This window comes from Nocardia sp. 852002-20019_SCH5090214, assembly GCF_001665865.1.
GTDB classification, from domain to species: Bacteria; Actinomycetota; Actinomycetes; order Mycobacteriales; family Mycobacteriaceae; genus Nocardia; species Nocardia nova.
Genome location: NZ_LZMK01000336.1, coordinates 1 through 3,908 on the forward strand (window position 1 = coordinate 1; position 3,908 = coordinate 3,908).

At 70.6% G+C, this 3,908-nt stretch carries 4 protein-coding genes; 2 read left to right on the forward strand and 2 right to left on the reverse strand.

Going from position 1 to position 3,908, the window contains the following annotated elements; translation table 11 throughout:
* Window positions 1-65: 65 nt before the first annotated feature.
* Both A5780_RS26550 and A5780_RS26555 read left to right on the forward strand, forming a co-directional pair.
* A complete protein-coding gene (locus tag A5780_RS26550; protein WP_063015818.1) occupies window positions 66-938 on the forward strand; it encodes a YdcF family protein in 873 nt (290 codons plus the stop codon).
* Window positions 939-987: 49 nt separating this feature from the next.
* Window positions 988-1,812, forward strand: a complete 825-nt coding sequence (locus tag A5780_RS26555; protein ID WP_197521876.1) for a putative protein N(5)-glutamine methyltransferase — start codon at window positions 988-990, stop codon at window positions 1,810-1,812.
* On the opposite strand, the gene A5780_RS26560 is transcribed toward A5780_RS26555, so the two are convergent.
* Window positions 1,809-2,315: a hypothetical protein gene (locus A5780_RS26560; protein ID WP_064909986.1), complete on the reverse strand. Its 507-nt coding sequence runs from the start codon at window positions 2,313-2,315 to the stop codon at window positions 1,809-1,811. The genes A5780_RS26555 and A5780_RS26560 overlap by 4 nt on opposite strands.
* Before the next feature lies 1 nt (window position 2,316).
* On the reverse strand, window positions 2,317-3,471 hold the full coding sequence (locus A5780_RS26565) for a hypothetical protein (protein ID WP_064906907.1): 1,155 nt from the start codon (window positions 3,469-3,471) through the stop codon (window positions 2,317-2,319).
* Between the last annotated feature and the right edge of the window lie 437 nt (window positions 3,472-3,908).

Consider the following 3,908-nt stretch of genomic DNA (forward strand, 5'->3'; position numbering starts at 1 on the left):
CAAGGATGTCGACGGCGTCAGCCCGCTGTCGCTGGGACTGCTCGCCCGGAAAGGTGTCGACTGCAGTGAACATCGCCAGACGTGTCAAACATCTTCTCGTCGCGGCCTCGGCGGCCGCGCTGCTGGCCGGACCACTCACCACGACGGCCACGGCCGCCGACGGACCGGCGCCGCTCTACAACTCGGCTCAGGAGAACTTCGTCAACGGCAACGACGCCGCGGGTCTGGCCGACCTGCGCTCGCTGCTGGACGCCACACCCGACGACGCGCAGGCGCTGGCCCTGCAGGGTATCTGGTCGGACTACACCGGCGATCTGCTCACTCGCGAAGCCGCGTTCAACCGGCTGGCGGCCATCGACCCCGGCATGGCCCAGGGGGCCCGCAATCTCATCGGCGCCATCGGCGCGGCCGTGGGCACCCTGCCCAATCCGCTGCCGGCGCTGGTCGGCCCGCAGACCGGCATCGTGGTGCTCGGCTACGGGCTGCTGCCCGACGGCAGCCTGCGCCCCGAACTGGTCAACCGGCTCACCGCCGCGTGGTTGCAGGCGATCGCGGCGCCGATGTCGCCGATCGTGGTGACCGGCGGCAACCCGCAGAACGGGGTACCCGAAGCCGCCGCGATGGCGGGCTGGCTGATCGGCCACGGCATTCCGGCCTCCCGGGTGCTGGTCGAGGACCGCGCCACTTCGACCGTGCAGAACGCGCTGTTCAGCACCCGGATGCTTCAGGACGCCGGTGCGACCAGCGCGGTCGTGGTGACCTCACCGAATCACATCCGCCGCGCGGTGGCCGATTTCATCGTCGCCGGCACCCGCGTGGTGGGGGCGATGACCTCGCTCGATCAGCTGGTGTCGCAGCTGCCGCCGCCGAGCAAGGCCGCCCAGCGCGGCATCTATCTCGACGCCACCCGCACCTTCCTGCTGCCGTCGGCCCGCTAGCCGGCGCACGGAAGATTGTGGTTGACGCCGCGCCGACAATAGTGGGGTGATCGACCCCGAATCCGACGAGTCCGCCAGCGATACGATCGTGGCCGACCTGCGCCGCGCCGGATGCGTCTTCGCCGAGGAGGAAGCGGCCCTGCTCCGGCAGGCCGCCTCCTCCCCCGGCGAGCTCTCCGCACTCGTCGCACGCCGCGTCGACGGCATACCGCTCGAATATCTTCTGGGCTGGGCCGACTTTCGCGGCGTGCGGGTGGCGCTCGACCCGGGCGTATTCGTGCCCCGGCAACGCACCGCGTTTCTGATCGACGAGGCCCTCGAACGCACCGCCGCCCGGCCGGGCGATCGGCGCACCGTCGTCGACATGTGTTGTGGCTCGGGCGCGTTGGGCTTGGCCGCGACGACCGCGTTGCGCGCCGGCGGGGTGGAGGTCGAACTGGTCGCCGCCGACATCGACACCGCCGCGGTGGCGTGCGCGCGGCGCAATCTGGAACCGCTGGGCGCGCGGGTCTTCCGAGGTGACCTCTTCGCCGCGCTGCCCGGCGAACTGATCGGGCGCGTGGATCTGATTCTGGCCAACACCCCGTACGTGCCGACCGCGATGATCGCCCGGATGCCGCCGGAAGCCCGCGACCACGAACCCCGCACCGCCCTCGACGGCGGCGCCGACGGACTCGACGTGCTGCGCCGCGTGGCCGATGCCGCCGGGCGGTGGCTGACGGTCGGCGGCTGGGTACTGGTCGAGATCGGCACCGCCCAGATCGACACCGCCACAGCGATCGCCGCGGCCGCCGGACTGCGCCCCGCGATCGCGGAATCGTCCGACTACGGCGCGACGGTGGTATGCGGAACCCGGACGAGCGCCGTGGGCTAGCCGCCGATTCCGCGGCGGAGGTCGTCGGCCGTGCGCAACCGTTCCCGCACCCCCGCCAGGTCGGCCTCGAGTGCGCTGAGATCCGGTTGTGTTGCCGCCGTGGCATAGTCGGCGACTCCCGCCTCGACCGCCGCGACCGCGCGTTCGGCCTGTGCCAGCTGTGCCGTCCGCGCGTCGGAATGCAGCATCGAGATCGCGACCAGGTGGTCGTCGAGAGCCAGGGCGGACTGTTCCAGATCCGCGCGCAGAGTCACCGTTGCCGCCGTGTCGTAGGCCGTCACCGCGCGCAACGCCGTCATCGCATCGCGCAGGCGGCGGTGCAGGCGAGCCTCGGGGTCGTGGGAACGCGCCCATGCGGTCGGCGCGCGAGTGGCCTTACCCGGGACCACCTGATTCTCGGCGGCGATGCGGCGGCGCTGATGGGCCAGGGCCACCGCCCCGATCGCGACGATCCCGCCCAGGATCACCACGAGGGCGAGCACGAGCAGTAGCAGCACGAACATGTCATCTCCCGTGGTGGACGACGGTGGTGTGGCCGGTGCTGTGATGGTGGGTTCCGCCGCCGTGCCACATCGACAGCGCGACCACCGCGCCGATGATCAGCAGCGTGACGACCGTGACGAACGCGGCGAGTTTGACCTTGCTCCACGGCCGCTGCCCGACGACCTCACCGGTCAGGCCGTTGATGTAGACCCGGAACGGGGTGTTCGCGTAGACCACGGTCAACAGCCAGATCGGCAGCAGAATGTGCTTGTACGCCAGCGAGTTCCAGGTCGAACGCAGGTCGTGGATGTGCTGGCGGTCGCCGCCGATGTCCTCGCGCACGGTCTGCTCGATGACCTGTTCCATCCGCGTCCGGGCGACCGGGAACATCTCCTCGGCGTCGCGATCGTAGGTGCGGGCCAGGTGGCCGGCGACGTACTCGGGCGAATAACCGGTGGCCTCCGCGACCGGCCACGGTTCGAGTTCGGCGACACGGGCGCTGTCGTCGATGTCGTTGGCGAGAATCGGCAGATCGTCGAAGCGGTTGCCGACCTCGCCCATCGCCGGATACCAGCGTATTTCGGTGCGGCTCTTCAGTTCCCCGTCGTCCCAGTACCGTTCCGTGTACTCCTCCCCGCGTTCGCCGCGATACCACGTGTGCACGTCGGCGTCGTAGGTGAAGTAGGCGTGGTAGACGCTCGCCAGCGAACCGAGCCGCTTGTACTTCTTGAACGCGGTGGGCGCGAACCACCGTCCCGCGACCCACTTCTCGACGCGTTCGCGCGCCGCCTTCTCGTCGATGCGGAACGGGACCACACCGTCCACCGGCAACCGGGCCGAAGCGTTGTGCACATCGTCGCGCTGGATCGGCGTGGTGCAGTAGGGACAGCGTGTCGCGGTCAGACTGCCGACGAATGTGGTTGTGCCACCGCAATTCTGACACTTCACCTCGCGATCGCCGGTGATCTGCGGTCCGGCGGTCACGGCCTGCAGCGCGCGCAGCTCCCCCATCGCCTGCCGCAGATCCCGCGCGACGACCGGTGCCCGCGGCGCCGAGAGCGGCGAGTAGTTTCCGCAACTGGGACACCGCAACTGCTGCGAGGCGATGTCGAACACCAGCTGGCCGCCACAGGCCGTACAGGGGTAGGTACGCGTCAGTTCGGTCCGGTGCAGCATGGCCGGATCCGCGGAACCGTGCGGGTTCGCAGGAGGTGGCGCCCCAGACTCGACGCCGCCGGGTATGTCGTTCCCGGGACCGAACGGCGTCGTGCCCGGCGGCGGATGAAGCGCCGGGCCGCCGCCCACTCCCGGCCCGCGATTCGCGACCGACGGCGGCCCGGGACGTCCGGCGACCGGCGCAGGATATTCCGCACCGACGCCCACCGGTGGCGGTGTCGTGCCGTCCTGCATGCGGTAACCACCGCCCGGCATCGGTGACGGGGTCATACCCCCCGGCTCGCGATAGCCACCCGGCACGGGCGGCCGCAACGGAGGCGGCGTTACGCCCTCTGGTGCGCCATGGCTGCCCGGGATCGGCGGCACCGGATACGAGTTCGGTTGTGGGCGTGGGTCGTTCATCGGTCCCCCGGTTCGGCTGAGGTGGGGCTAGCCGG